Origin of the sequence: Limosilactobacillus mucosae, from assembly GCF_046939755.1 — a bacterium.
GTDB lineage: Bacteria > Bacillota > Bacilli > Lactobacillales > Lactobacillaceae > Limosilactobacillus > Limosilactobacillus mucosae_A.
In genome coordinates, this window is the sequence record NZ_JBKZAY010000008.1 from 36,160 (window position 1) to 61,102 (window position 24,943).

Below are 24,943 nucleotides of genomic sequence, written 5' to 3' on the forward strand. Positions count from 1 at the left end.
ATGGGAAAAATTCATCAACTAAGCAGCGTTTTGGCCAATCAGATTGCGGCTGGCGAGGTAATTGAACGTCCCTCATCAATCGTAAAAGAATTGGTCGAAAATGCTTTGGACGCACACAGTCATCGGATTGACGTAGTAGTAACTGAGGCTGGGTTGGGCAGTATTCGCGTAATCGATGATGGCGACGGAATTGCCAGAAGCGACGTGCCAATGGCCTTTAAGCGGCATGCAACCAGTAAGATTGAATCGGCACGCGATCTGTTTCGCGTCCAGACGATGGGCTTTCGTGGTGAAGCGCTGCCCAGTATCGCCTCAGTTGCTGATGTAATCATGACAACGGCAATTAAGGGTCAAGAAGGGACGGCCTATCATATTCGCGGTGGCGAGGAGAAATCGCTTAAACCGGCAATTGCGCGGCAAGGAACGGATATTTTGGTAACGGAACTGTTTTATAATACCCCGGCGCGGCTAAAGTATTTGAAGTCACCTAAAACCGAGCTGAGTCATCTGGTTGATATCGTCAATCGTTTGGCTTTGGCTAATCCTGATGTTGCAATCTCGTTTACTCATGACGGGCGAGAAATGTTTCGCTCAGCAGGCAATGGCAGATTGCAACAGGTCATTGCCGCTATCGATGGCGTTAACGTTGGGCGCGAGATGATTCCAGTCCAAGGGGAAAATCCCGATTTTAGAATTTCTGGCTATATCTCACGACCAGAATTAACGCGTGCCCAAAGAAGTCATATCACACTGACGATCAACCATCGCTATGTGCGCAGCTATGCGTTGACCAAGGCGATTATTGCCGGTTATCAGTCAAAACTGATGGTAGGACGGTTTCCGCTTGCCGTTATTAATATTGATCTGGATCCGGTCTTGGTTGATGTCAATGTGCATCCAGCCAAACGTGAGGTCCGCTTAAGCAAAGAAGATCAATTGGCGAGTCTTTTGGAACAGGCTGTCTATCATAGCCTGGCCAATCAGAATCTGATCCCGGATGCTGGCTTACAGGCACAGCAGCTAAAAGGCAATCAAGAAGCTCAATCGGCGCAGTTTGCTGAAGCTGTGCCTGCTTATCAGACAACTGATGAAAAAGCACCAACTCAAGCCACGCCGCCGACTCTTGCTGCAGCTGAGGATGATGAGCGCCAAGCTGCTGCGCCAGTAGTCATCAAAGAGCGGCAGGATCTAACACGGCCTGCATTGGCTGCTTTTGATCAGCGCTATCAAAATGAGACACAGGCACCACCGTTTGATCAGCCGATTTTAACCAGCCATCAAACTGAAGCCGATGCAAAGACTGAAGAGATGGCGTTAGATATTGATGATGCAGGCGATCAGGAAAACCAGCGCTTCCCTGATTTGCAGTATCTGGCTCAGTATCATGGCACCTTTTTACTGGCCCAGGCTTCAGATGGATTATATCTGATTGATCAGCATGCCGCACAGGAACGAATCAATTTTGAGCGCTTTCGGCATGAGATCGGTGAGGTTGGTCATGATCAGCAGGCATTTTTGACTCCTTTGGTCTTAAGCTTTTCCACTGCCGAGACGTTAAAAATCAGTGAGCATCTAGAAGTTCTTAAAGGGGTCGGCCTGAATCTGGAACCGTTTGGACAGAATAGTTTTGTTCTTTCGGAGCATCCTACTTGGTTTGTTGAAGGACAAGAAGAGGCAACAGCCAAAGAAATGATTGATTGGGTATTGAGCGATGCTGAGCTGAGCGTGGCGCATTTTCGTTTGAAAACGGCAATGATGATGAGCTGCAAGCGTGCAATCAAGGCTAATCATCATTTGGATAATCAGCAGGCTAAGGCACTGTTGAAAAAGCTGGCCCAGTGTCAAAATCCGTTTAATTGTCCACATGGCCGTCCAGTCACGATTCGCTTTACTGATACAGATCTAGAGAAGCTTTTTAAACGAATTCAGGATCATCACCAAGCCTATTCGCGCGATTTTGATGCTCATTCATTCTAGATGGCGAACATTTGTGTGGTATAATGGACGACAACAGTTAAAAAGTGAGGAATAAAAATTGTTTGAATATCTTACTGGGGCAATCGTTGATACGGCGCCAACCTACATCGTAATCGACGTCAATGGCGTAGGCTATCGGCTGGCCTGTGCCAATCCATTTCGTTGGCAGGTCAATCCCAGCGATCAGGTCAAGGTTTATGTATATCAAGCCGTTAGAGAAGATGCGATTACCCTGTATGGCTTTGTCAGTGCAGAAGAAAAGCAGCTTTTTATGCAGCTGATCAACGTATCGGGAATCGGTCCCAAAAGCGCCTTGGCAATTCTGGCCAATCCGGATCACCAGGGCTTGATTGATGCGATAGCTAACGACAATGTCAGCTACTTAACCAAATTTCCTGGCATTGGGAAGAAAACGGCTGGACAAATCGTCTTGGATCTGCATGACAAGATTGATCAGCTGCATGCCAATGAGCCGCTAGATTTCAACGTGCCGGTCAGTGACGTAGAGATGACGAATGAATTGCGGGATGCCTTGGCTGCTTTAACAGCTCTGGGCTATCCAGAACGATCGGTAAAAAAAGTACAAAAAGCGCTTAGCAAGGAAACGGCAATGTCGACTGATGATTATCTGCGACAGGGATTGCGCTTGCTAAGCTAAGAGAGGAGGAACCTTTTTGGACGATGATCAGCACTTGATGTCGGCACAGGTTGAAAACGAGGCGGAAAGTGCCGGTGAGACCAGTCTACGGCCACAGTGGCTGGCTGACTATATTGGTCAAGAACAGATTAAAAGAAAGCTTTCCGTCTATATTCAAGCTGCTCGCAGTCGTGAAGAGGCACTGGACCACGTGCTGCTATACGGACCGCCGGGATTAGGGAAAACCACGCTGGCAATGGTGATTGCTCATGAGATGAACGTTGGCATTAAGACGACCAGCGGACCAGCAATTGAAAAGCCGGGTGATCTGGTTGCGATGCTAAATGAGCTTCACCCAGGCGATGTCTTGTTTATCGATGAGATTCACCGATTGCCGAAAACGGTTGAGGAAATGCTCTACTCAGCAATGGAAGACTATTTTATCGATATTGTCGTTGGTGAAGGACCAACCGCGCATCCGATTCATTTTCCACTGCCGCCGTTTACTCTGATTGGCGCAACGACCCGAGCGGGAGTCTTATCGGCGCCTTTGCGGGATCGTTTCGGCATTATTGAGCACATGGCATATTATAGTCAGGCAGAATTGGAAAAGATCATTTTTCGATCGGCCAAGATTTTTGCCATGCCGATTGAACCAACTGGCGCCCATGAGCTGGCAATGCGTTCAAGAGGTACGCCACGGATTGCCAACCGGCTCTTGAAACGGGTGCGTGACTTTGCCCAGGTTGCTGGCTGCGATGCTATTGATGCAGCCACCGTTAACAAGGCATTAAAACTTCTACAGGTTGATGAGCGTGGCTTAGACGAGATTGACCGCCGTATTCTGCATACAATGATCGACTACTATCATGGCGGTCCAGTGGGCTTAAAAACGATTGCGGCCAACGTTGGCGAAGAGATGGGGACAATTGAGGAGATGTATGAGCCATATCTGCTGCAGATTGGCTTCATTGCTCGTACGCCAAGAGGCCGAGTTGCAACGCCGGCTGCTTACCAGCATTTAGGGGTTTCTTTGCCCAGTGATTAGGACTCATCAGGTACACTAGAGAAAAAGGAAAGGATAACCGTTTTGAAGCTTGATTTTAAACTGCAGCATCATACTGGAACAGCCCGCGCAGCCCAGCTTGCGATTGGCCAACGGACTCTTGAGACGCCAAGTCTGATCATTCCTGCACCGGCCTTAACGGTTCATGACCTGGCGTTGGCTGAAGTCAAACGATCCCAGATCAAGGGGCTCAGTATTGATGAAAGCATCATCTCGCAAAATCCTGGAACCGAAACAGTCCATGACTTGGGCGGTCTGCATCGTTTCATGGCTTGGGATGGGCTGGTGATTGCCAAGCCAGGTGATTTTCGGCATCTGCCGTTGGTCAAGAAAAACCATCTGACTAAAGACGGCGTACGTTTTCATGACGTTAAGACCGGTGCGGTTCGCTTGATGACGCCGCAAACGGTAATTGAATCACAAACCGAATTGCAGCCGGATATCATGCTGATGCTCAGCCAAACGCCATCTTATTATGCATCGTATGACTATGTTGAAAAAGCCGTGGCGATCAATTCTACATGGGCAGCCACGGCTATTCAAAAACTGACCGCTGATTCGCCGGCGTTGTTTGGTGTGATGCAAGGCGCTGGGTTTGCTCAGTTAAGAAAACAGAGTGCCGAGGCTTTGCTTAAAATGGATTTTTCCGGTTATGTAATTGGTGGCTTAAGCGATATTGACAATGATAAGGAATTTGATCGCATCTTGAAGCTGAGCGTTAATCTGCTGCCTGCAGATAAGGCGCGGATGATCGTTGACGTTCAATCACCGGCACAGCTGGTCAGCGCGCTTAAAAACGGTATCGATCTGATTGAAACCTCTTTACCGACTCATTGGGGACGCTATGGCAAGGCTTTAACTTCCCAAGGGTTGCTGCCGATTAAAAAAGCGTGTTTTGCTGCTGACCCGCAACCGCTCGCTAAAGACTGCCATTGTCCGGTCTGTCATCAATATTCAAGAGCCTATCTGAGGCATTTGCTGCATATGAATGATTCAGTTGGTTCGCGTTTGATTAGTCAGCATAATCTTTGGTATTTGCAGCAGCTGGTAAGTCAGGTTCGTTTGGCAATTATGCATGATCAACCCATCACGGCGGCTTTTGAGAGTTTGATATAGAAAAAACGCCTCATCAAGACAACTAGCAGTCTTTTTGATTGAACCAGTGGTATTTGCGCCGCTTTTTTGGTAAAGTTATTTATTGAGCATATAATTATAAATTACTAAGAGAGGATGAACGGCAGTGGAAATTTTAGCTGCAAGCAGTACCGGATCTGGAATGTCTAGCATCATCATTATCGTTTTGATGATCGCCTTCATGTATTTCTTTATGATTCGGCCACAACAAAAACAACGCAAAGAACATCAATCAATGGTAAATCACTTGAAGAAGGGTGATCAGGTCGTGATGATCAGCCGTCTACATGGGGTAATTGACGAGATCAATACTACCGATCAAACGGTAACGATTGATTGTGAAGGCGTCTACTTGACTTTTGACCTTTCCGCAATTGCACGGGTAATTCCAAGCAAGACGCAAGCTGCTGAAGCCCAACCTGCCAGTCAGGCTACGACCAGCGCAGAACCAGCCAGTGAGGCCAGTGAAGCTGACCAGGCTCCAGCAAGTGAAGCCGCACCAGCCAGTGAAGCTGCTGAAGCTGCTGATGACCAAAAGCCCGCTGAAAGCGACAGTGCTGACGCCGACAAGTAATCGTAACCTAACGTTAAAAAATCCTGATGGGCATACAGCTCATCGGGATTTTTACGTTTAAGGGGCAAGCAAAAAACGTCAATTGCTGATATACTGGTGAATGGTTTTAAAATAGCAATTTAATATGCAAGGAGGATTTTGTTAAATGGACGAGTTAACGTCAATTCTTGAACAGATAAAAAAATACAGCAAAATCATCATTCATCGCCACCAGCGTCCTGATCCCGATGCAATCGGCTCGCAGGTTGGTTTGGCTGAGATTTTAAAGGCTTCTTTCCCCTACAAGCAGATCTATGTTGTTGGCAAACACATCCCAGGATTTGATTGGATCGGCACGATGGATGAAATCGAAGGCGACGTCTATGATGATGCTTTGGTAATCGTGACTGATACGGCCAACGCTCCTCGCATTGATGATCGCCGATTCAATAATGGCGATGAGCTGATCAAGATCGATCACCATCCTAATGACGAGCCTTATGGTGATTTGATGTGGGTTAGAGATGATGCTTCCAGCTGTTCAGAAATGATTTATGAATTTTATGAACGATTCACAAACGAATTAAAACTGTCTCAAAAGGCTGCACATGCTTTGTATGCGGGAATCGTTGGCGATACGGGCCGCTTTTTGTATCCGGCAACTACGCCCAACACGATGCGTATTGCTGGTGAGCTGATGGCTGCCGGTGCGGATGCGGCAACGATCTGTCAGCGTGAGGATACGATCACGCTGCCCTTAGCTCGTTTATCGGCATACGTCTATGAAAACATGACTCTGTTGGAAAGCGGAGCAGCCTACGTGGTTTTAACCGATGCAATCTTAAAGCGCTATGGCTTGACCGAAGCTGGAACTTCAGCTGTCGTGCCTTTGTTGGGCAAGATTCAAGGCGTCAAGGCATGGGCAATCTTTGTTGAGCAAGAAGACGGCCATTATCGGATTCGTCTGCGTTCTAAAGGTCCTTTTATCAACGAATTGGCCAAACAGCATCAAGGTGGTGGTCACCCATTAGCCAGTGGTGCCAAGGCTCGTGATGAACAAGAAATCAAAGAAGTGGTCAGCCAGCTGGATAAGTTGGCTGCCAATGCCTGACCAAGAAAGGAAATCCAACCTCAATGACTGAAACATTTGCTGATTTTCATTTTCAACCATTTTTAATGGAGGCTTTAAAAGATCTCCATTTTACTAAGCCGACCCCAGTTCAAGAAAAAGTAATTCCAATCGTGCTTACCAACAAGAGCGTGGTTGGTCAGTCCCAAACCGGGAGCGGTAAGACGCATGCTTTTTTGCTACCGATTTTTGAGCAACTGGACGCTGAAAATCAAAACGTACAGGTCGTAATTACCACGCCCAGTCGTGAACTGGCCTACCAGATCTATAATGCGGCCAAGCAGCTGAATAAGTTTACACCACAAAAGTTTACGATTCACAATTACGTTGGGGGTACCGACAAGCAACATCAGATTGAGCAACTACAGCGCAAACAGCCTCAACTGGTAATTGGTACGCCGGGGAGAATTCTGGATCTGATCAACTCACAGGCCTTAGATATTCATACTGCTCACCGCTTTGTCGTTGATGAAGCTGATATGACGCTTGACATGGGCTTTTTGGAACAGGTTGACGGCATTGCCAGCCATTTTCCAGAAGACTTGCAGATGATGGTCTTTTCAGCAACGATTCCTCAAGGTTTGCGGCCGTTTTTGAAGAAATACATGGAAAATCCGGTTGTTGAAGAGATTCCTACTGAAACGGTAATCAATCCCAACGTCGACAATTGGCTGATGTCTACTAAAGGTCGCGATAAAAATGAGATGCTCTATCAGCTTTTGACGTTAGGGGATCCATACTTGGCACTAGTTTTTGCTAATACGCGCCAACGAGCTGAGGAAATCACCAACTACTTGCAGCAGCAAGGCTTAAAGGTTGCCTTGATTCATGGCGGCCTTGAGCCAAGAGCACGGAAACGAATCATGCGCCAGATCCATAACCTTGACTATCAATATGTCGTCGCTACAGATCTGGCTGCGCGGGGAATTGATATTGATGGCGTATCGTTGGTAATCAATGATGATATCCCAAGTGATCTGGAATATTTTGTTCACCGCGTTGGTCGGACGGGGCGTGCCAATATGAAGGGGACGGCGATTACGCTGTATGCCCCGGCAGAAGATGAGATGATTGCCAAATTGGAAGAACGTGGCATCAAATTTACTCCGAAGACGTTTAAGAATGGTCAGATTGTGACGACCTATGATCGCAATCGGCGGAAAAACTATCATCGTCGCAAAGAAAGTCTTGATACGACGCTGCGTGGTTTCGTCAAGAAGACTAAGAAGAAGGTCAAGCCTGGCTACAAGAAACGGATCCAACGAGCTATCAAAGAAGATGAGCAGGAAAAACGCAAGCTCGCCAAGCGTCATGAAATGCGTAAGGCAAAACGCCAGCGTCAGCGTCAGCATCGCCGCGAGCGGGAAAATAATGGTCGTTGATTTTTAGGATCAGCTCGCTTATAATATGGACTGTTTGGGATATGCTTTTTGATGTGAGCTTTCAGAAACGTTTTGGCTGCTGTGAAAAACGACGATCATCATCAAGTGCTCCCCAGATTCACAATTCAACAATTAACTTCCGAAATTCGGAAATTTAAAGAGGTAAACGAAATCCATCGTTGCAAGCAGAGTGGTACCGCGTCTAAGGGCGTCTCTGATTCGCAAGGATGGGTTTTTGTTTTTACCAGGAAAGGAAGATAACATGAGCAAGGAATTAAAGCACCTTAATAGTGCCCAAGTACGCCGCATGTACCTGGATTTCTTTATTCAACACGGTCATACCGAAATGCCAAGTGCCTCTTTGGTGCCGGTTGATGACCCAACGCTGCTCTGGATTAACTCTGGGGTTGCTACGATGAAAAAGTATTTTGATGGTGAGGTTGTACCTAAGAACCCGCGCATGACCAGCTCGCAAAAGAGTATTCGGACCAATGATATTGAAAACGTTGGTAAAACGGCGCGTCACCACACGATGTTTGAAATGCTGGGTAACTTCTCAGTTGGCGACTACTTTAAAAAAGAAGTCATTCCTTGGGCCTGGGAGCTGCTGACCAGTGACGAATGGTTCGGCTTTGATCCTGAAAAGCTGTATGTTACTTATTACCCAAAGGACAATGATGCTCACCGCTGCTGGCTGGAAGCCGGAGTTGCCGCAGATCACCTGTTGGCCAACCAAGACAACTTTTGGGATATTGGTCAAGGTCCATCTGGTCCCGATACGGAAATTTTTTATGACCGTGGCCAGGAAATGAACAATGTACCTGAAGATGATCCAGAAAACTACCCAGGTGGTGAAAATGAGCGCTATCTGGAAATCTGGAATATCGTCTTCTCTCAATTCAACCACACGCCAGAGGATACCTATGAGCCGCTGCCGCATAAAAACATCGATACTGGGATGGGACTGGAACGGGTTGTTTCGATTTTTGAAAATGCCCCAACCAACTTTGAAACTGACCTCTTTATGCCGCTGATCAAGCAGACCGAAGAATTCAGCGGCGTTAAAAAGTATAGTGACAACAAGGATGATGACGTCTTCTTTAAGATCATTGCCGATCATATCCGTACGATCACGTTTGCAATCAGTGATGGTGCTTTGCCATCAAACGTTGGACGTGGTTATGTAATTCGTCGCCTGTTGCGGCGTGCGGTCGTTGCCGGTAAGAAGCTGGGGATTGACAAGCCATTTTTGTACAAGCTGGTGCCAACGGTTGGTAAGATTATGGAATCATACTATCCTGACGTCTTAAAAAACGCCGATTACATTGCCTCAGTTATCAAGTCGGAAGAAGAACGTTTCAACACGACGTTAAACGGCGGCTTGAGTCTGTTAAACGATGTGATTGAAAAGGCCAAGGCAGATGGCAGCAATAAGATTGATGGCAAGACGGCCTTTAAGCTCTATGATACCTATGGCTTCCCAATTGAACTGACCAAGGAATATGCAGCTGATGAAGGTCTCAGTGTTGATGAAGACGGTTTTGAAGCAGCTATGACCGAACAGCAGAATCGGGCCCGCAAAGCTCGTGACATTGACAACGGGATGGGCGTTCAGACGGATGTTTGGACTGAATTCAAGGAACCAAGCAAGTATGTCGGTTATGCCGATCTGGAAGTTCAAAATGCCAAGGTAATTGGTTTGGCTCAAGCTGGTCAGCATGTTGAAGAGGCATTGCCAGGCGACAAGGATGTCGAGGTTATCTTTGACGTTACGCCATTTTATGCCGAGATGGGTGGCCAGGTTGCCGACACAGGGGACATTATCGACAACTTTGGCAATCTGATTGGACGCGTTGTTGACGTTCAGCATGCGCCAAATCAACAAAATCTGCATCGAGTTGAGTTGAAATCACCATTAAAGAAAGGTGCCCGCTATGCCCTTAAGGTTGATCGGCTGCGTCATTTGAAGATTGAAAAGAATCATACGGCTACGCACCTGCTGGATCAAGCTTTGCGCAACGTTTTAGGCGGTCATACGCAACAGGCCGGTTCTTTAGTTGAACAGCACTATCTGCGCTTTGACTTTAATCACTTTGGCCAGGTAACCAATCAAGATTTGAAAGCCGTTGAAGATATGGTCAATGAACAAATCTGGAAGGAAATCCCAGTCACAACGGTCGAAACTGATCTGGAAGCTGCCAAAAAGATGGATGCCATTGCTTTGTTCTCCGACAAGTACGGTGACAAGGTTCGGGTTGTCAAGATTGGCGACTACAACACCGAATTCTGCGGTGGTGATCATGTTAAGAATACCAATGAAATCGGATTGTTTAAGATTGTTTCTGAAGGTGGGGTTGGTGCTGGTGTACGGCGGATTGAAGCCGTTACCTCAAGCGATGCCTTCAAGTTCATGCAGGAACATGACGATCTGCTGACGCAAACAGCTGGCGAATTAAAGGTTGCACAGCTTAAAGAAGTACCACACCGTGTCGAAGAACTGCAAAGTCAGCTTAAAGAAACCCAAAAGCAAAATGAGGCTTTGGAGGCCAAACTGGCTGCCCAACAAGCCAATGCGGTCTTTGACAACGTTCAGGATACCAAGCAGGGAACGCTGATTGCAGCCCAAGTCAATGTTGCCGGCATGGGACAGTTGCGGCAGTTGGCTGATAGTTGGCGGTCAAAACAGCTGTCTGACGTTTTGGTTTTGGCAACTGGCAGTGAAGGCAAGGCCAACATGCTGGTAGCCGTTAGTGATGATAAGACTAAAGACATCAAGGCTGGCGATGTTATCAAGGCGATTGCACCTGCCATCAATGGTGGCGGTGGTGGCCGTCCTAACCTGGCTCAGGCTGGTGGCAAAAAACCAGAAGGAATTCCAACCGCACTAAAGCAGGCAGTCGAATATCTGAATAAATAGCTGCTAGTTAGAAGACGGAGTGTCAAAACGGCACTGCGTCTTTTTTCATTAAAGGTTGATTAAGGAAAAGCTTGCTGATTGTGATTTATTAAGTGGTATAGTAGAATTAAATACTGATAAAGAAAGGTCGGGGGTGAAAAGATGGCAAGTGACAAGACCATGTTTTTTGACTTTGGCAAAGAAAAGCCAAAAGATGTCAAAGAAACCTTAAATACTGTATACCAAGCCTTAGAAGAAAAAGGCTATAATCCAATCAATCAAATCGTTGGTTATCTGCTTTCTGGTGATCCAGCCTATATTCCACGCTTGAATGATGCCCGCAACTTGATTCGTGAACATGAGCGTGATGAAATCATTGAAGAACTCGTGCGCTTCTATCTGCAGAATAATGGAGACGTCAAATGAGACTCTTAGGACTGGATGTCGGCTCTAAGACCGTTGGCGTTGCTGAAAGCGATCCACTAGGCTGGACGGCACAGGCAGTAGAGATCATTCCGATTGATGAGGAAGCCGGCGAGTTTGGTCTTGATCGGGTGGCGGAGCTGGTTAAAAGTCGGCAGATTGCCGGTTTTGTGATCGGTTTGCCGAAGAATATGAATAATACCGAGGGCCCACGTGTTGAGGCCTCACATCATTACGGCGAACTGCTGGTGGAAAAATTTGGCCTGCCAATCGATTTTCAAGATGAGCGCTTGACTACGGTTGAAGCTCATCGAATGCTGGTCGAGCAGGCTGACATTTCAAGACGCAAGCAAAAGAAAGTAATTGACGAGCTGGCCGCAACGCTGATCCTGCAAAATTATCTTGATCGGCATGGTAAGCTGGTTCAAAAGCTATAACGAGCGATAAAGGAGTTACTTATGAGCGAAAACCAACCACGCGATAACGAAGAGATTTTTACGCTGGTCGATGAAAAGGGCAATGAAGAACTCTACAAAGAGGCAATGCGCTTTAAGTCCGATCAAAACGGCAAATGGTACATCTGTCTTTACCCATTGGATGAAGAAAATGCCGATGAAGTTGATATTGAGGCTTTTTCATTTGAACCAGCCAGCGACATGGATGGCGTTGACAGTGGCGATATTCAGCTGATGCCGATTGAAAGTGATGAAGAATGGGCAATGGTTCAAGAAGTGCTTAATACGTTTATTGATGATGAAGGCAATTTCAATGCCTAAGTCCGCCTGGAGATGCTAAAAGAGGTTCTTTTAGCCAGCTCAGGTTAAGATAACAGGACCTGGCGTGCGGTTTATCCGGATGCTGGGTCTTATTTATTATTGATTGAATTGATGCCATAGATTAACGAGGACAGAAAATGATTTTAACGACAGTAATTTTAGTTCTCTTGATTGGCTGCTGGGTTAATGGCACCAACCGTGGCTTATTAGGTATGCTGATCTCGACTTGTACCTATTTGATCAGCTGGCTGGTCGCTAAAGTAGGGACACGCTTTTTAGGCGGAGCGTTGGCTGAACTTCTGCCCCAGATTAGCAGCAGTACTACCGGATCGGTTAGCGGCAGTCTCTTGAACAGTATTGATCCAACTTCTTTTTTCTATAATGGCTTGGCCTTTATGATCATCTTCAGCACGATTTCTTTTTTAGGACATTGGCTGCTTAAAAGGACCAACTGGCTGAATCGTCTTCCTGTACTTGGCTCAGCTAATCGTTTGGCTGGTGGGGCCTTAGACGTTCTAATCGGCTATTTGCTTATTTTTATGTTTTTGATGATTTTTCAGCTGTTTCCTGGTCAATGGTGGCAAGAGCAGCTTGCGCAATCGGGAATTGCTCAGCTGATGATTAAGGATACGCCGGGGATGGCCAAAGCAGCTCTACAGCTATTGGGATAGGTAGGCGCCAGTCTTTAAAGCTTAATGGATGCTTGACACGGACTGAAAGGAGTTTTAGATGAACGAAAAAATTTTAGCAACACTAGAATTTCAGCGAATTAAAGATCAACTGGCAAAGTATCTGGCATCGGCAACCGGCAAGCAGGAACTTGCTGAGCTGGTGCCGCAATCTGATTATGAAACGGTACTTTCCTGGCAAAAAGAAACGATGGATGGGGCAGATATTCTGCGCTTAAAGGGCGGCATGCCGATTCCCAAACTAGCTGATGTTCAGCCACAGATGAAGCGGCTAAAGATCAAGGCCAGCTTAAATGGTGCCGAACTGGCGCAGATTGCCAAGGTCTTGCGGGCCAGCATGAGCGTCCAGCACTTTTTTGAAAGACTGCATGCCGAAAAAATCATGCTGCAGGTACTCCCAGCCGAAGTTGATGAACTGGTGACGATTCCCTCCATTACCAAGCGGCTTTTACAGTCGATCGATCAAGAGACCGGTGCCGTTTTGGATGAGGCCTCCAGCAAACTGCATGGTATTCGGCAGCTGATTGCCAAAACTGAGGCTGAGATTCGACAGCAAATGGAGAAATATACGCATGGTAAAATGGCCAAATACCTAAGCGAGCCGATTATTACGGTCCGCAATGAACGGTATGTGCTGCCAGTACTGAGCCGTGAGCGCAGTCGTTTTGGCGGAGTGGTTCATGATCAAAGCGCCAGTGGCCAAACGCTGTATATTGAGCCGGCCAGTACGGTTGATCTGAATAATCGTCTGCGTCAATCGCAAATCGAGGAGCGGCAAGAAGTTAGAAGAGTATTGGCAGCTCTTTCAACGATGCTGGCTCCTTATCGGCTGGATATTCAGAATAATGCCAAGATTCTAGGACATTTGGATTTTATCAATGCCAAGGCTAAAATGGCCCATGATACCAAGGCAACGCTGCCTTTGCTCAGTCAAGCCGGTCAGGTAATGCTGAAAAAGGCACGGCATCCATTGATTGATCCTAAAAAAGCCGTTGCCAACGACATCAAGTTGGGCCAGGACTATCATGCTATCGTGATCACTGGTCCAAACACGGGTGGGAAAACCATTACTTTAAAGACGCTGGGATTGATTCAGCTGATGGGGCAGTCGGGAATGTTTATTCCGGCAGCTGAGGGCAGCACGATTGCGGTTTATGACGAGATTTTTGCCGACATTGGCGATGAGCAGTCGCTTGAACAGAATTTGAGTACGTTTTCTGGTCATATGGAAAACGTGAAGGCAATTCTGGACCAGACTACGGCTCACAGCCTAGTGCTGCTTGATGAGCTGGGAGCCGGAACTGATCCTAAAGAAGGGGCGGCTCTGGCAATGGCGATTTTAGACAAGATTGGCGCGTTAGGCAGTGACGTTGTGGTTACGACTCACTATCCAGAGCTAAAAGCCTTTGCTTATGATCGGCCGGAAACCATCAATGCCAGCATGGAGTTTGACCAAAAAACGCTGCGGCCGACATATCGCCTGCTGTTAGGGATTCCTGGGCAGTCAAATGGGATTGCCATTGCCAAGCGCCTGGGAATCGGTCAGGATGTAATTGCCGAGGCCCAATCGCTGGTCAGTGATGACAGCCAGGACCTAAACAAGATGATTGGCGAACTTGTTGAGCAGCGCAAACAGGCCCGTGAGCGCAGTGAAAATCTTGAGGTGCTTTTGAAAAAGAATCAGGCAACGGAACAAGAGCTTAACGACAAGTTGACGCGGTTTGAGGAACAGCGCGATAAGCTATATGAAGATGCTCGTTCCAAGGCTAACCATCAAGTTTCACAGGCTAAGAAAAAAGCCGATCAGATTATTCACCATCTGCGCCAACTGGAGATTACCCAAGGCGGCAGCGTTAAGGAAAATGAATTGATTGATGCACAAGGCGCCTTAAATGCGCTGCACCAAAATCCGCGCTTAAAGCACAACTCAGTCTTGAAAAAAGCCAAGCAAAAGCGTGACCTGCATAAGGGGGATGCCGTCTTAGTCAAATCGTACGGTCAAAAAGGCGAGCTTTTGGAGAAACGCGGCAACCACAAATGGGAAGTACAGCTGGGAATCTTGCGGATGGAAATTGACGAAAGCGATCTGGAGAAAATATCCAAACAGCAGCTCGCCAATGCTGAAAAAGAGCGCGCACCCAAGCATCGGCCAGTACGTACGGTGCAAACGCGGCATACGTCAGCCCGCCTGGATCTGCGAGGACATCGTTATGAACAGGCGATGAGCGAATTGGCTCAGTTTATCGATCACGCGCTGCTTAATAATCTTTCACCAGTTACCGTAATTCACGGTAAAGGAACGGGTGCGCTGCGAAAAGGAACATGGGAATATCTGCGCAGCAATCCGCGGGTTAAGTCGTTTGCCTACGCGGCGCCTAATGCTGGTGGCGATGGCGCAACGATCGTCTATCTACAATAGGATGTGTTTACCAAAAAGCAACTTATAAAAAGTAAGCAAAATAAGTGACGAAAATCAAGAGTTTTGATAAGATAAGATCATCAACCAATGAAGGGAGCCTTTATCATGGCAGTAAAAACTACAACCGATCAGACTTTTGAACAGGATACACAGCAAGGCGTTGTTTTAATCGACTTTTGGGCAACGTGGTGTGGTCCCTGCCGTATGCAGTCGCCAGTCGTAGAGGCCTTATCAGAACAGATGCCTAACGTTGCCTTTTACAAGATGGATGTTGATGAAAACCCGGCAACGCCTCAGCAGTTTCGGATTATGAGTATTCCGACCTTGATGATCAAAAAGGATGGTCAGGTAGTTGACCAACTGATTGGCTATCATTCCGCAGATCAGCTCAAGCAGGTTTTGAATCAATACCTGTAAAATAAAAAAGCATCGCTCAATCAATGGATGAGTGATGCTTTTATTTTTGGCCGGCCTGCTTTTTATGACGAAAACGGCGACCTTTGTGAGAATCAGTTTCATGAGAATCAGCTTCAGAAACTTGTTCAGACGCTGGCTTTTCGATTTCAATAAATTCGGCTAGTTCCGTCCTTTCAGATTCGGTATCGGACTGGGGGTCATTTTGGGCAAGAATTTCAACGTAGCTGCGTTTATGCTCGATTACCTCGGCTTCAGTTATGGCACTAAGCTGAAATTCCAGTTCTTGAGCGAGAAAACCGGCCTCTAAAGAAAATGAGGTTTCCTCTTTTTCAACTGCCAATCGCTCCTCAACGATTGGACCACTCAAACGCCAAACATGCTGAATTGAATTTTTTTGGCGCAGTTCCAGCTTTCCCATCCCCAGCTGCTCGGTTAAAACGATCAAGTCCTCAAGCGATGCTACCGGATACTCACGGGCCAGGTCCTTGCCAATCCAATAAAGAATGCCGTCAGTTTCTTTGCCGAGAATTGCTGGCAAAATTACATCGCGCATGGTGCCGGCAATTAAGCCGCGATGACTGTGTATCAAACGGTCGTAGGTTTTTTGACTCATCAGAAATACGATCCTTCCTTTTCGCAAATCATAATTCATTATAATAGAAAGTCAGACATTAGTTCCTTAAATATCGTTAAAAACTTATTTTAATTTGATGCTGATGCTTTTTTAACGATCAAAACGAGTTTGACTGATGATCGGTAAGCCATCAATTCACAATTTTAAGATCAGGTTTGCCGCAAAACTTGAAAATAACGACAAATAAATAGATAATGGAGTTTCAAGTATTTGGAAGAAAGGTGTTGCAATTATGGATAAACGGCCGATTGGGATTATGGATTCCGGCCTTGGCGGCTTATCAGTCATCCGGATCATGAACCAGCAGCTGCCTCACGAAAAATTGATTTTTGTAGGCGATCAAGGACATTTTCCATATGGTACGCGCACGCAACAAAACGTTTGCCACCTGGCCTTAAACATTGGCCAGTTTTTTAAGCGCCAAAACGTCAAAATGATGATCGTGGCCTGTAACACGGCAACAGCGGCTGCTTTACCAACTCTGCAGGCAAAAATGCCGTTTCCGGTAATTGGGATGATTGCTCCTGGAGCCAAAGGAGCGCTGCAGCAAGCTCATCATCATTCAATTGGCGTGATTGGGACGGCATCGACAATTGAAAATCATGCATATGAAAAGAAGCTGCACCAGCTTGATACTAGTGTTCAAGTAGTTGAAAAAGCCGCGCAGCCATTGGTTTCAATCGTAGAGCATGGACAGACTGGGACCGTGCTGGCAAAACAGACGGTTGATGAACAGCTGGCAGTTTTTGACCAGCAGCCGGTTGAGACTTTGATTTTAGGCTGTACGCATTTTCCATTCTTGGCAGCCGAGATTCAACAAAAGCTTGGTAATCAGGTAACGTTGGTTGATCCAGCCAAAGAAGCAGTCAACAATGCACAAGAATGGCTAATTAAGCATGATGCTCTTAACGACACTACATTAGCTCCGCAAAGCAGACTCTATTCAACTGGTGACGTAGCAGTTCTAAAAGCAGGGGCCGAACAGTGGCTGAACAGTCAAAACTATACGTGTGCACATTTGGAACTATAGGAAAGGAAGTCAGTTATGGAAACCATTGTAGTTGCTACCAAAAACCCAGGTAAAGCGCGTGAATATGCTGAAATGCTGGCACCAAAAGGAATTGCGGTCAAGACGCTGGCTGATTTTCCAGCCTTTGAAATTAATGAGGATGGTCAGACTTTTGAAGAAAACGCATTGATTAAGGCCCAGACCGCCGTAGAACAACTTAATTTACCGGTTTTGGCAGATGATTCGGGACTGATGGTCGATGCTTTAAACGGTGAACCAGGAATCTATTCGGCTCGTTATGCTAAGGATCATGATGATGCTGCCAACAATGCCAAACTATTGAAAAAAATGACGGGAGTAGCTGACGAAAAAAGAACGGCTCATTTCCATACGACCATCGTTGGCCTAAAGCCAAATGGAGCTCAATTAACGGCTCATGGGCGCGTTGATGGGCATATTCTGCATCAATTAACTGGTAGCAATGGCTTTGGCTATGATCCGCTTTTTTATGTTGACGAGTTGCATTGTGCAATGGCTGAGCTGACCGATAATCAGAAAAATGCCATCAGTCACCGTGGTCGAGCTCTGGAAGACTTTATGAAACATTTTAATGAGTGGTGGCAGGCATAGTCTGGTTGCGGATGACAGTTTAGGGGAGTTGATTTAATGAAAGCCTTATTCGTCAGTGACAATCACGGCGATCGCGCGATTTTACAAAAAATAGCCGATCGTTTTGGAAATGAAGTCGACATAATGCTGCATTGCGGGGATTCAAATCTTGAGTCCAACGATCCAATCATACAGCCATTTAAAACGGTGATTGGCAATACCGACTGGGGTTTGGATTATCCGCAGTCTCAGTTGGCAGTTGCGGATCAAGAACGGATTTTGGTCGTACATGGTCATCTATATCAAGTCAATTTTACCTTGACGCCATTGATGCTATTGGCCAAAGAACAAAAAGCGACGATTGCTGCTTATGGTCATACTCATCAATTAGCCGTTGAGTTTAATCAAGGAACGCTTTATTTAAATCCAGGCAGCATCAGTCAGCCGCGTGGACAGTATCAAAATATTGGGGGGACCTTGGCGATAGTAACGGCTGATCAAGATAAGTTTGATGTTCAGTACTATGATCGTAGGATGCAGCCAGTCGATGATCTGCATTTTGTCTTTTTACGTCAATAGACGAGCATCTTAGTTTGGAATAACAGTCGCATTTGGCGTCCATAAGCATTACAATAAAAGCCGGTTGATGAAGGGATGATTTAAGAATGATTAACCAACAGATTCGCCAATTAATGATGGATCGTCGTGAAAAATTCATGATTCCAGCCAGCCTGGTTGCTACGGTCAATGAAGATAATTCACTGTATCATGCATTCTTGGTATTGACTAAGGATCATTATGCCAAGATCGTTGTCGTTGACAATGAAAGTCACTATCGCGGATTGCTGTCGCTTTCAATGATTACTGATGAACTGTTAGAAACCGACCGAATCAATCTGGATAAGCTGCAGACGATGAAGGTCAGAGACGTTATGCAGACTGATGCCCCGGTAATTACTGATCCCTATGACGTAGAAGAGAATCTGCATCTGCTGATTGATCAGTCATTTTTGACAGTCGTGTCCGAACACGGTGAATTTACTGGCATCGTTACGCGTCGCGAATTGTTGAAGGCCGTTAACTATGCGGCTCACACGTTCGATCGGCATTTTGAGGTGCTGGATCTGCCAGAAACTGAAAATGTCTAAAAAAGAGCAGCCTAAGTCAGGCTGCTCTTTTTTAGCGCGAAAAGTCAAAATAATGCTCAATTGTATCCAAAACGCCACTCTTTTGATTAGTCAGACGTGTTACATTGGATGCTGCCAAGCGAATTGGCAAAGCAGCATTTTTCATAGCATAACTATGTGAAGTCAGCGTAAGCATGCCCAGATCATTTTCATTGTCGCCGAAAGTCATGATTTCGTTTTGGTGCAGATTGAATTGATTGGCAATGGCCATTAAAGCATTGCGTTTAGTGGCATGAGCATCGCCAATCAGTTCAGTATTGAAGCCCGAGTTTTCCATAATCAGATTAGCGGGCAGCAGATTGTCTAATTCACTGGTAACATTGGTAATATCAATATGATCAGCAAAATTTACCGAAATTTTGGTGAGCGGCTCGTCAAGCGGATATTTAAAAATGTCCTGCAGATTAGACACGCGCTTGACGTTTTCATAAAAAAGCTTGACGATGGCAAAGTTTTGCTCATCCATGGATTGATCAACAAATGAAGTCGTTGGTCCTGAAATAACCAACTGATTGATATCGTCATCACCATACAGTCTGGTCAATGCGACCAAAACGGCCTTTAAATCATCATGATGCAGCGGAAAGCAATCAATCAGCTCATCGCCATAATGAATTACTGAACCATTTTGCGAGATAAAGATCATCTGGTCGGCAACTTCAGCAAATTCGCGACGCAGACGAGGATAGGAGGATCCACTGGCTGCTACTAGCTGAACGCCATTTTTAGTCAGCTTTTTAAAAATTTTTTTAAAGCGGTGATGGTCGTACTTGTGCTCATTATTTAAAAAAGTACCATCCATATCGGTAGCAATTAAACGAATAGACATAGTTATAAACCTTTCTTGGTGAAGTTAGTCAAGCGAAACATGGGCATTGTTTAAAGCCGTCAGATAGGCTGCCAGACAGTCGCTGGTCAATTGATACTCGGCATCATAAGTCGTCGTCAAAGCCACGCGGTAAACTAATGAGGCCTTGGCAGAAGCAGTTGCTTGGATCGTAACGGGGCCAACGATTTTGGGAGCGGGATGCTTGCCGAATTTTCCTTGAGCAATCAGTTCTTGGTTGACCGCCGCAATGACTTTTTTGATGTCATCCAATGGCGCATTGGGACCGATTGGAATGTCAACACTGGCATGCCAGGTTGAGCGGGAAAGATTGCTGACGGTAGTAATATTGCGATTCGGAATATAGTTAAGCGTACCATCCGCGCTGGTGACGCGAGTAGTTCGCAATCCGATGCCAGAAACCGTGCCCTTAACAGTACCAATTACCACGACATCACCAACGTCAAGCTGTTTTTCCAGCAAAATAAAAAAACCGTTGACCATGTCGCTGACGAAACCTTGTGCACCAAGCCCCAAAGCAATACTAAAAATTCCGGCACTGGCGACGAGAGTTCCCACCGGTACGCCAATCAATGAAAGCAGGGCATACAGCAAGAAGAAAAAGCAGGTATACCGATAAATATTGAGCGTCAGCGTGTGAAAAGTCGCAATGCGGTGCGCGCCGAGCATATTAAAGCGTTTGGTATGACTGAAGGCGTAATTGATGATGAGTTTGCCTGCCCAAAGGATCACGAAAAAAATAACGATCGTCAATAAAATCGAGAATAGACGATTGACGATGTTTTGGGCAATTTTGTCCAGATCGACGTTGGCAAAAGATTTAGTCAGCTGTTGGATCTGCTTGTTCATTGAAATCGCTCCTTATATAGATTCCAGACAACTATATCATAAGTCAACTGCTAATAATAATTAACAAAAAATTATGCGATATGTTAAACTTGGTGTAACTACAAAGGAGGAGCTTTTAAATGACTGCTGGACAAATTGCTGGCCTGATCGCGGCGATCGCGTTTGTAGTGCTGGTTTGTTTTATTGGAATGTTTTTGTCTCGCTTGGGCAAAACACTGGAAGAAACGACTAAAAGCATTGATGGATTAAGTAAAGACATTGATGCGCTCACTCATGAATTAGAAAACGTGTTAGGAAATACCAACGAGTTATTGGAAGACTTGAACAAAAAGTCGTCAGAACTGGATCCGGCGGTAAAAGCCATTGCTGATCTTGGTCAGAGTGCCAGTGACGTTAACGCAGCGGCACGCCAGTTTACTGACAAGCTGAATGCGCAGCATGAAAGCGCCAAACAGGGCCGACAGCTATTGGCAAACGCTGGTAAAAAAGCGGCGCTAAACCTATTTAGCAAGTTGCATCGTTCTAAGGAAAACTAGTTTAGATTGGAGGATAAGCACATGACGAAAAAAGTTTTAGCTGGTTTTTTGGTTGGTGGCGCGGCTGCATTTGGAGCCTGGCAAGCGCTGAGTGTCGACAAGAAAAAGCAGATCAAACAGGCTGTGGCTGATAAGACACATGATGCCGTTGATTATGCAACTGACTACGCAATCAATGCCTTGGATCTTGCCGATGGGATGGTGCAGGATGCTAAGGAACAGGCGGTTGACAAATTTGGTGATAAATTTAGCGATTTCGCCGGCTCTGTAAAAAAGGGCGCTGATACGATTAAAAAAAGTGCTGATCAAGCGGTCAATCATTTTACCAACGATGATTTTGACGAACAGACTGCCCAGATTCGAGAAGAACTTGCCAAAGCCCAATCCGATACCTCAAGTCAGGATGATATCGTGATTGACAAAACTAGTGATGAATCTGAAGAAAATGATGATGCTAGTGAAGATGATCATTCATCATCAAGCGACCAAAATTGAGCATCATGAACAATAAAAAAGCACTTCACTTTTGATGGTGAAGTGCTTTTGATTTGCAATTTATCTGCCGACGTATTGCAGTTCTTTTGTTGTATGAGTAAATGGCTCATTGCCATCTTTTGTAATATGGATGCAGTCTTCAATTCGCACACCGGCAAAGCCTGGGATGTAGATCCCCGGTTCAATAGAGAAGCACATGCCCGGTTCTAACAGCATGTCATTTCCTTCCATGATTGAGGGAAATTCGTGATCGGTCATACCCATTCCGTGGCCCAGACGATGAATGAAGTATTCGCCATAGCCAGCATGGTCGATAATGTCGCGAGCAATCTTATCCAGTTCGGCGGCGGTCATACCAGGTTTGGCAGCATCTTGGGCGGCCAACTGAGCTTCAAGGCAGACTTGATAGATGTCTTTTTGTTTATCGTTAAGCGTTCCGATTGCTACTGTTCGCGAAGCATCGCTAGTGTAGCCGTCAACGTTGGTTCCTAGGTCAAACAATACCAACTCATTGTCTTGAATCTTGGTATCATTGGTAGCACCATGTGGTTCGGCTGCATGGGCGCCGGCTTGGACCAAGGTATCAAAGCTCATATGCATAACGCCGTGTTTTTGTAAGGCATAGTGGATTTCAGCGGCGATTTGGTTTTCGGTTGCGCCAATCTTAACGGCATCAAAACCAACCTTAAAAGCAAAATCAGCCCATTTGCCATTTTCTTCCAAAATAGCAATCTCATCTGGCGACTTGATCAAACGCATATGCTGAATCGTTGGCGTCATATCATAGTTAAAGCTGGCTTTAGGAAATTGCTCCTGCAGGGCCCGCAGTCGAGCAACGGTCAAAAAGCCTTGTTCAATCCCGAATCTGCTTGGAGCGGCAACGCGTTTCTTAATTTGTTCAGCAATCATGGCATAAGGCTGCTCATGATCGAGATAGCCGTAAACGTCATATGGCCAGCCAGTATCCTTGATGGCTTCTACTTCAAGTGCTGGAGCGAACAGAAAGGGGTCATCATTAGGAAAGACCAGCAAGGCCAAAACTCGTTCAATCGGATCACTGCCAAAGCCGGTCAGGTATTTAATGGTCATTGGATCACTGAGATAGGCAACATCCAGCTGTGCTTTATTGACAGCTAGACGTAATTGTGTTAGTTTGTTCATTTGTCTTGCTCCTTATGCATAAGATGAGATTTTTTAAGCAATTGTTAATATTATAGCATATTTGTTTATCATTAAGTTTGCGCAAAACCGTTAATTTTGTTATATTGATTGCGGTTATGAAAAACCGATGAAAGCAACTAAAATCAACAAAGAAAGGGCTTATAAATTATGGAAAAACAATCAGTTACCATTTACACCGTGGCACGTGAAGCACGTGTTTCCATGGCGACCGTTTCTCGGGTGGTTAATGGCAATCCCAATGTTAAACCAGAAACGCGCAAAAAAGTGCTCGATGTTATCAAGCAGCTAAACTACCGCCCGAATGCCGTTGCTCGAGGGCTGGCCAGCAAAAAGACGACTACGGTTGGCGTTGTGATTCCAGATGTTACAAATGCATACTTTGCAGAGTTGGCGTTGGGGATTGACGATATTGCTTCAATGTACAAGTACAACATGATTCTGACCAACTCAGATGCAGATGATCGTAAGGCGTTGCAGGTCGTTCGCGGGCTGATGGCCAAGCAGGTTGATGGCATTATCTTTATGGGTCATGACATCTCAGAGGAACTGCGACAGGAATTCAGCTCATCCAATGTACCGGTTGTCGTAGCCGGTTCCGTTACCAATGATGACGAGCTGCCAACGGTTCGGATTGACTATCAAGAGGCTACCAAACAAGCCATTAAGTACCTGATTGAACGCGTTGATGGCCCTGTGGCATTAGTAGTTGGCTCAAAGGACAGTACGATCAACAAGCGTTACCGCATTGAAGGCTACAAGCAGGCTCTGCAGGAAGCTGGCAAGGATTTTGATGAAAAGCTGATCTTTGAGACGCATGATTCTTATGCTGAAGGCTACAAGCAATCACAAGCTATTGTTGACAGCGGCGCTAAGGCAGCCTTTGTCAGCGACGATGGCGCAGCAGCGGGCTTGCTGAACGGTTTGACTGATCACGGCGTTAAGGTTCCTGATGAGTTCCAGATTGTTGCCTCAAACAACACGAAGACCACCGAGATTACGCGCCCTAAGCTGACTACGATCACGCAGCCGCTTTATGACTTAGGGGCTGTATCAATGCGTCTTTTGACTAAGCTGATGAACGGCAAGGATGAAGACAAAGAAGATGATGAATCCAAAGACGTTATTTTGGAACATGGTTTTGAAAAGCGTCAGTCAACGCGCTAGAAGGTGATTGATCCTTGATATCTCGAGAAGAGATGCACCGTCAGCAAAGACAAGCCGATGCTTCCGTTAAGCAGTCGCGTCCTCATCATTTTGGGGCTGCCTTTTTGGGGGTCTTGCTGACGATGGTGATGGCAATCGCTATTTTGTTAAATGTGACGGTCTTGAATGCTGATTTTGCGGCTGATGAGTTGGCCGCTTCACCAATCAGTACGCAGCTCCAAGAAGAAGTCAATGGCAGTTTAAGTGAATATGGCGTTTCTGGCACACTGCTAACGGCCAAAGAAACGCGCCACTTGGTAAGGCAGGCAGTAAAGCAAGTCTATGCTGGCAAGAGCATCAAACTTGATCTTACCAATGTTGAAAAAAGACTGCAGTCAAAAGTTGATGATGAGCTGGGATCGTATGGGCTTTCAACATCATTGCTCCCATCTTCAGCAACCAGTCAATTCAATCAGCAGCTAACGAATCAGGTTAATCAAAAACTGAATACCGATGAGGTACAGACGGCTGCTAAAACGATTACGACCGTTAAAACAGTCGTTAACGTTTTATTGGCAATCAGCGGACTGGCACTGGCGGTCTTAATCGTTTGGAGCTTATTTAAACACTGTTTTCTGGCAGTTTTCAGCTGGTCGACTGCCTGGTCAGCAGGATTGTACTTTGGCTTTGTCTGGCTGATCAAGCTGGGAATCAATCAGGCTGCCCAAGAGGAACCGGATTATGCTTCAACGATTGCAACCATTGGCAATGACGTTTTAACCAGGGGATGGAGAACGGCCTGGCTGCTGTTGGTGCTGGCTCTGGTTGGCTGGCTCTTACGCGGTGGGTTACGAATTGTTCGTCGTCATTGATAAAGTCTTGAATTTACCAGCTTAATTTGGTAAAATTTCAATGTTTGTTATCTAAATCTATATAAGAAAAGAGGAGTTAGTA

At 45.9% G+C, this 24,943-nt stretch carries 26 protein-coding genes; 22 read left to right on the top strand and 4 right to left on the bottom strand.

All coding sequences use genetic code 11. The features are described from left to right. The 14 genes from mutL to trxA all read left to right on the top strand — a co-directional run bounded on the left by mutL (position 1) and on the right by trxA (position 15,498). Positions 1 to 1,977, top strand: a complete 1,977-nt coding sequence (gene mutL, locus ACLUWI_RS04290) for a DNA mismatch repair endonuclease MutL (RefSeq protein WP_412146291.1) — start codon at positions 1 to 3, stop codon at positions 1,975 to 1,977. 58 nt (positions 1,978 to 2,035) lie between these two features. Then, positions 2,036 to 2,635: a Holliday junction branch migration protein RuvA gene (gene ruvA / locus ACLUWI_RS04295; protein ID WP_412146292.1), complete on the top strand. Its 600-nt coding sequence runs from the start codon at positions 2,036 to 2,038 to the stop codon at positions 2,633 to 2,635. A 37-nt stretch (positions 2,636 to 2,672) separates the two neighbouring features. Then, positions 2,673 to 3,662, top strand: a complete 990-nt coding sequence (gene ruvB / locus ACLUWI_RS04300) for a Holliday junction branch migration DNA helicase RuvB (protein WP_412146320.1) — start codon at positions 2,673 to 2,675, stop codon at positions 3,660 to 3,662. Between the two features lie 42 nt (positions 3,663 to 3,704). Continuing rightward, positions 3,705 to 4,796: a tRNA-guanine transglycosylase gene (locus ACLUWI_RS04305; protein ID WP_412146293.1), complete on the top strand. Its 1,092-nt coding sequence runs from the start codon at positions 3,705 to 3,707 to the stop codon at positions 4,794 to 4,796. Between the two features lie 160 nt (positions 4,797 to 4,956). Then, positions 4,957 to 5,388 (top strand): preprotein translocase subunit YajC, encoded by a 432-nt coding sequence (yajC, locus tag ACLUWI_RS04310; RefSeq protein WP_412146321.1) that lies wholly within the window; start codon positions 4,957 to 4,959, stop codon positions 5,386 to 5,388. 145 nt (positions 5,389 to 5,533) lie between these two features. Further along, a complete protein-coding gene (locus ACLUWI_RS04315) occupies positions 5,534 to 6,478 on the top strand; it encodes a DHH family phosphoesterase (protein WP_412146294.1) in 945 nt (314 codons plus the stop codon). A gap of 23 nt (positions 6,479 to 6,501) precedes the next feature. Next, positions 6,502 to 7,878, top strand: a complete 1,377-nt coding sequence (locus ACLUWI_RS04320; protein WP_412146295.1) for a DEAD/DEAH box helicase — start codon at positions 6,502 to 6,504, stop codon at positions 7,876 to 7,878. A gap of 262 nt (positions 7,879 to 8,140) precedes the next feature. Further along, the gene (gene alaS / locus ACLUWI_RS04325; RefSeq protein ID WP_412146296.1) at positions 8,141 to 10,795 is read left to right on the top strand and encodes an alanine--tRNA ligase; all 2,655 of its coding nucleotides are present in this window, start codon (positions 8,141 to 8,143) and stop codon (positions 10,793 to 10,795) included. 141 nt (positions 10,796 to 10,936) lie between these two features. Continuing rightward, positions 10,937 to 11,200 carry an IreB family regulatory phosphoprotein gene (locus ACLUWI_RS04330; protein WP_412146297.1) on the top strand — a complete coding sequence of 88 codons (264 nt, stop codon included), beginning with the start codon at positions 10,937 to 10,939 and terminating at the stop codon, positions 11,198 to 11,200. Beyond that, complete coding sequence (gene ruvX / locus ACLUWI_RS04335) at positions 11,197 to 11,634, top strand: Holliday junction resolvase RuvX (protein WP_006500228.1); 438 nt, start codon at positions 11,197 to 11,199, stop codon at positions 11,632 to 11,634. The genes ACLUWI_RS04330 and ruvX overlap by 4 nt, the downstream gene beginning before the upstream one ends. A 21-nt stretch (positions 11,635 to 11,655) precedes the next feature. Next, positions 11,656 to 11,973, top strand: a complete 318-nt coding sequence (locus ACLUWI_RS04340; protein ID WP_006500227.1) for a DUF1292 domain-containing protein — start codon at positions 11,656 to 11,658, stop codon at positions 11,971 to 11,973. 137 nt (positions 11,974 to 12,110) lie between these two features. After that, the gene (locus tag ACLUWI_RS04345; RefSeq protein ID WP_412146298.1) at positions 12,111 to 12,644 is read left to right on the top strand and encodes a CvpA family protein; all 534 of its coding nucleotides are present in this window, start codon (positions 12,111 to 12,113) and stop codon (positions 12,642 to 12,644) included. 58 nt (positions 12,645 to 12,702) lie between these two features. After that, a complete protein-coding gene (locus tag ACLUWI_RS04350; protein ID WP_412146299.1) occupies positions 12,703 to 15,081 on the top strand; it encodes an endonuclease MutS2 in 2,379 nt (792 codons plus the stop codon). 105 nt (positions 15,082 to 15,186) lie between these two features. After that, on the top strand, positions 15,187 to 15,498 hold the full coding sequence (gene trxA / locus ACLUWI_RS04355) for a thioredoxin (protein ID WP_169461125.1): 312 nt from the start codon (positions 15,187 to 15,189) through the stop codon (positions 15,496 to 15,498). Positions 15,499 to 15,538: 40 nt separating this feature from the next. Here trxA and ACLUWI_RS04360 read toward each other — a convergent pair whose 3' ends face one another. Beyond that, entirely contained in the window at positions 15,539 to 16,111 is a 573-nt protein-coding gene (locus ACLUWI_RS04360) for a YslB family protein (RefSeq protein ID WP_412146300.1), read from the bottom strand. A gap of 253 nt (positions 16,112 to 16,364) precedes the next feature. Between ACLUWI_RS04360 and murI the strand changes: the two genes are divergently transcribed. From murI to cbpB, 4 genes are all read left to right on the top strand, one after another. Continuing rightward, positions 16,365 to 17,162, top strand: coding sequence for a glutamate racemase (gene murI, locus ACLUWI_RS04365; protein ID WP_412146301.1), 798 nt, complete (start codon positions 16,365 to 16,367; stop codon positions 17,160 to 17,162). 15 nt (positions 17,163 to 17,177) lie between these two features. After that, entirely contained in the window at positions 17,178 to 17,771 is a 594-nt protein-coding gene (locus ACLUWI_RS04370; RefSeq protein WP_412146302.1) for an XTP/dITP diphosphatase, read from the top strand. A gap of 36 nt (positions 17,772 to 17,807) precedes the next feature. Next, positions 17,808 to 18,329, top strand: coding sequence for a metallophosphoesterase (locus ACLUWI_RS04375; protein ID WP_412146303.1), 522 nt, complete (start codon positions 17,808 to 17,810; stop codon positions 18,327 to 18,329). An 86-nt stretch (positions 18,330 to 18,415) separates the two neighbouring features. Next, positions 18,416 to 18,898: a cyclic-di-AMP-binding protein CbpB gene (gene cbpB, locus ACLUWI_RS04380; protein WP_006500219.1), complete on the top strand. Its 483-nt coding sequence runs from the start codon at positions 18,416 to 18,418 to the stop codon at positions 18,896 to 18,898. 31 nt (positions 18,899 to 18,929) lie between these two features. Here cbpB and ACLUWI_RS04385 read toward each other — a convergent pair whose 3' ends face one another. Together ACLUWI_RS04385 and ACLUWI_RS04390 are read right to left on the bottom strand one after the other, a co-directional pair. After that, entirely contained in the window at positions 18,930 to 19,766 is an 837-nt protein-coding gene (locus ACLUWI_RS04385; protein ID WP_412146304.1) for an HAD-IIB family hydrolase, read from the bottom strand. A gap of 24 nt (positions 19,767 to 19,790) precedes the next feature. Beyond that, positions 19,791 to 20,633 carry a mechanosensitive ion channel family protein gene (locus ACLUWI_RS04390; RefSeq protein WP_412146305.1) on the bottom strand — a complete coding sequence of 281 codons (843 nt, stop codon included), beginning with the start codon at positions 20,631 to 20,633 and terminating at the stop codon, positions 19,791 to 19,793. 119 nt (positions 20,634 to 20,752) lie between these two features. On the opposite strand from ACLUWI_RS04390, the gene ACLUWI_RS04395 reads away from it, so the two are divergent. Together ACLUWI_RS04395 and ACLUWI_RS04400 are read left to right on the top strand one after the other, a co-directional pair. Next, positions 20,753 to 21,169 (top strand): DUF948 domain-containing protein, encoded by a 417-nt coding sequence (locus ACLUWI_RS04395; RefSeq protein WP_347963360.1) that lies wholly within the window; start codon positions 20,753 to 20,755, stop codon positions 21,167 to 21,169. A 21-nt stretch (positions 21,170 to 21,190) separates the two neighbouring features. Further along, positions 21,191 to 21,664, top strand: a complete 474-nt coding sequence (locus ACLUWI_RS04400; RefSeq protein ID WP_412146306.1) for a hypothetical protein — start codon at positions 21,191 to 21,193, stop codon at positions 21,662 to 21,664. A 60-nt stretch (positions 21,665 to 21,724) separates the two neighbouring features. Here the strand turns inward: ACLUWI_RS04400 and ACLUWI_RS04405 are convergent, their stop codons facing one another. Further along, complete coding sequence (locus ACLUWI_RS04405; protein WP_412146307.1) at positions 21,725 to 22,825, bottom strand: M24 family metallopeptidase; 1,101 nt, start codon at positions 22,823 to 22,825, stop codon at positions 21,725 to 21,727. A 168-nt stretch (positions 22,826 to 22,993) separates the two neighbouring features. Between ACLUWI_RS04405 and ccpA the strand changes: the two genes are divergently transcribed. Both ccpA and ACLUWI_RS04415 read left to right on the top strand, forming a co-directional pair. Beyond that, complete coding sequence (gene ccpA / locus ACLUWI_RS04410) at positions 22,994 to 24,010, top strand: catabolite control protein A (protein ID WP_412146308.1); 1,017 nt, start codon at positions 22,994 to 22,996, stop codon at positions 24,008 to 24,010. Between the two features lie 14 nt (positions 24,011 to 24,024). After that, on the top strand, positions 24,025 to 24,861 hold the full coding sequence (locus ACLUWI_RS04415; protein WP_412146309.1) for a hypothetical protein: 837 nt from the start codon (positions 24,025 to 24,027) through the stop codon (positions 24,859 to 24,861). Positions 24,862 to 24,943 lie beyond the last annotated feature (82 nt).

Coding starts and splice junctions, on each gene's coding strand:
- ccpA (WP_412146308.1), top strand. CDS start 22,994: ATGGAAAAACAATCAGTTACCATTTACACCGTGGCACGTGAAGCACGT.
- cbpB (WP_006500219.1), top strand. CDS start 18,416: ATGATTAACCAACAGATTCGCCAATTAATGATGGATCGTCGTGAAAAA.
- alaS (WP_412146296.1), top strand. CDS start 8,141: ATGAGCAAGGAATTAAAGCACCTTAATAGTGCCCAAGTACGCCGCATG.
- ruvB (WP_412146320.1), top strand. CDS start 2,673: ATGTCGGCACAGGTTGAAAACGAGGCGGAAAGTGCCGGTGAGACCAGT.
- ruvX (WP_006500228.1), top strand. CDS start 11,197: ATGAGACTCTTAGGACTGGATGTCGGCTCTAAGACCGTTGGCGTTGCT.
- ACLUWI_RS04360 (WP_412146300.1), bottom strand. CDS start 16,111: ATGAGTCAAAAAACCTACGACCGTTTGATACACAGTCATCGCGGCTTA.
- trxA (WP_169461125.1), top strand. CDS start 15,187: ATGGCAGTAAAAACTACAACCGATCAGACTTTTGAACAGGATACACAG.
- ACLUWI_RS04375 (WP_412146303.1), top strand. CDS start 17,808: ATGAAAGCCTTATTCGTCAGTGACAATCACGGCGATCGCGCGATTTTA.
- mutL (WP_412146291.1), top strand. CDS start 1: ATGGGAAAAATTCATCAACTAAGCAGCGTTTTGGCCAATCAGATTGCG.
- ACLUWI_RS04405 (WP_412146307.1), bottom strand. CDS start 22,825: ATGAACAAACTAACACAATTACGTCTAGCTGTCAATAAAGCACAGCTG.
- ACLUWI_RS04395 (WP_347963360.1), top strand. CDS start 20,753: ATGACTGCTGGACAAATTGCTGGCCTGATCGCGGCGATCGCGTTTGTA.
- ACLUWI_RS04390 (WP_412146305.1), bottom strand. CDS start 20,633: ATGAACAAGCAGATCCAACAGCTGACTAAATCTTTTGCCAACGTCGAT.
- ACLUWI_RS04320 (WP_412146295.1), top strand. CDS start 6,502: ATGACTGAAACATTTGCTGATTTTCATTTTCAACCATTTTTAATGGAG.
- ACLUWI_RS04340 (WP_006500227.1), top strand. CDS start 11,656: ATGAGCGAAAACCAACCACGCGATAACGAAGAGATTTTTACGCTGGTC.
- ACLUWI_RS04330 (WP_412146297.1), top strand. CDS start 10,937: ATGGCAAGTGACAAGACCATGTTTTTTGACTTTGGCAAAGAAAAGCCA.
- ACLUWI_RS04385 (WP_412146304.1), bottom strand. CDS start 19,766: ATGTCTATTCGTTTAATTGCTACCGATATGGATGGTACTTTTTTAAAT.
- ACLUWI_RS04345 (WP_412146298.1), top strand. CDS start 12,111: ATGATTTTAACGACAGTAATTTTAGTTCTCTTGATTGGCTGCTGGGTT.
- ACLUWI_RS04370 (WP_412146302.1), top strand. CDS start 17,178: ATGGAAACCATTGTAGTTGCTACCAAAAACCCAGGTAAAGCGCGTGAA.
- ACLUWI_RS04315 (WP_412146294.1), top strand. CDS start 5,534: ATGGACGAGTTAACGTCAATTCTTGAACAGATAAAAAAATACAGCAAA.
- yajC (WP_412146321.1), top strand. CDS start 4,957: ATGTCTAGCATCATCATTATCGTTTTGATGATCGCCTTCATGTATTTC.
- ACLUWI_RS04400 (WP_412146306.1), top strand. CDS start 21,191: ATGACGAAAAAAGTTTTAGCTGGTTTTTTGGTTGGTGGCGCGGCTGCA.
- ACLUWI_RS04350 (WP_412146299.1), top strand. CDS start 12,703: ATGAACGAAAAAATTTTAGCAACACTAGAATTTCAGCGAATTAAAGAT.
- murI (WP_412146301.1), top strand. CDS start 16,365: ATGGATAAACGGCCGATTGGGATTATGGATTCCGGCCTTGGCGGCTTA.